This window comes from Rhizobacter sp. P2_H2 (genome assembly GCF_056403375.1).
Genome location: NZ_JBFUFP010001397.1, coordinates 1 through 1,154 on the forward strand (window position 1 = coordinate 1; position 1,154 = coordinate 1,154).

2 protein-coding genes are annotated in these 1,154 nt (G+C 70.5%); one reads left to right on the forward strand and one right to left on the reverse strand.

From position 1 onward, the window contains the following. Window positions 1-642: PP2C family protein-serine/threonine phosphatase (locus AC1D15_RS33400; RefSeq protein WP_477829446.1), on the reverse strand; the 642-nt coding region annotated here is incomplete at its 3' end. Between the two features lie 140 nt (window positions 643-782). On the opposite strand from AC1D15_RS33400, the gene AC1D15_RS33405 reads away from it, so the two are divergent. Then, on the forward strand, window positions 783-1,154 hold a 372-nt coding region (locus tag AC1D15_RS33405; protein ID WP_477829447.1), incomplete at its 3' end, for an FAD-dependent oxidoreductase.

A 1,154-nucleotide genomic window follows, 5' to 3' on the forward strand; every position in this document is an offset into this window, starting at 1 on the left:
CACCAGCGCCTCGGCGGCGTCGCGGGCCGAGCCCTCGCGCGCCAGCGCCGCCAGGCGGCGCGGCGCGAGCTGGCCGTGCACGCCGTCGGTGGTCAACACGAACAGGTCGCCGGTCTGCAGCTCGGCCTGCAGGTAGTCGACGCGCACGCCGTCGTCCAGGCCGATCGCGCGGGTCAGGCGGCCGCGCTGGTCGGGGTGGTCGAAGCCGTGGTCCTGCGTCAGCTGTACCAGCTCATCGCCACGCAGCAGGTGGGCGCGGGTGTCGCCCACGTGCGCCAGCGTGAAGCCGTGGCCGCGCAGCACGAGGGCGGTCAGCGTCGTCATGCCCATCGCGTCGTGCGCGCTGCGCTGGCGGCGCCGGTTGTGGTCGACCAGCCAGCGGTTCTGCGCGGCGATCACGCGGTCGAGGATGGCGGTGGCATGCCAGGTGTCGGGCGCCGCGAAGTAGTCCTGCACGACGCTCATCGCGGTGGTCTGCGCCGCTTCGAGGCCGAGGCCGCCGGACGACACGCCGTCGGCGATCGCCGCGATCAGCCCGCGCGCGGCGTCGTCGCCCTCGGGCACCAGGCAGGCGGCGAAGTCCTCGTTGCGCGGACGCGGGCCCGCGAGGCTGAAGTGGCCGATCTCGACGTCAAAGCTCATCAGGAAACCTTCGTGCTACGCACGCCGGTATGTGCCCTTGGGGCGGCCCGGCGGGCACATGGTCCGCGAGCGTAGCGCGTATCCCGTTGGCACCCCCTTTGCTTTTATCGCTGCGCAAGCGGCTGGAACTGGAGCGTGTGATGAAGAAGATGAAACTSGTGATGGTSGGCAAYGGCATGGCCGGGGTGCGCACGCTGGAGGAACTGCTGAAGATCGCGCCCGACCTGTATGACATCACCGTCTTCGGGGCCGAGCCGCACCCGAACTACAACCGCATCCTGCTGAGCCCGGTGCTGGCCGGCGAGCAGACGCTCGACGAGATCGTGCTGAACCCGCTGAGCTGGTACGAGGAGCACGGCATCACGCTGCACCTGGGCAAGAAGGTGGTCGACGTGGACCGGCGCAACCGCGTCGTGCGCGCGGCCGACGGCACCGAGGAGCGCTATGACCGGCTGCTGGTCACGACCGGCTCGAACCCGTTCATCCTGCCGATCCCCGGCAAGGACCTGGAG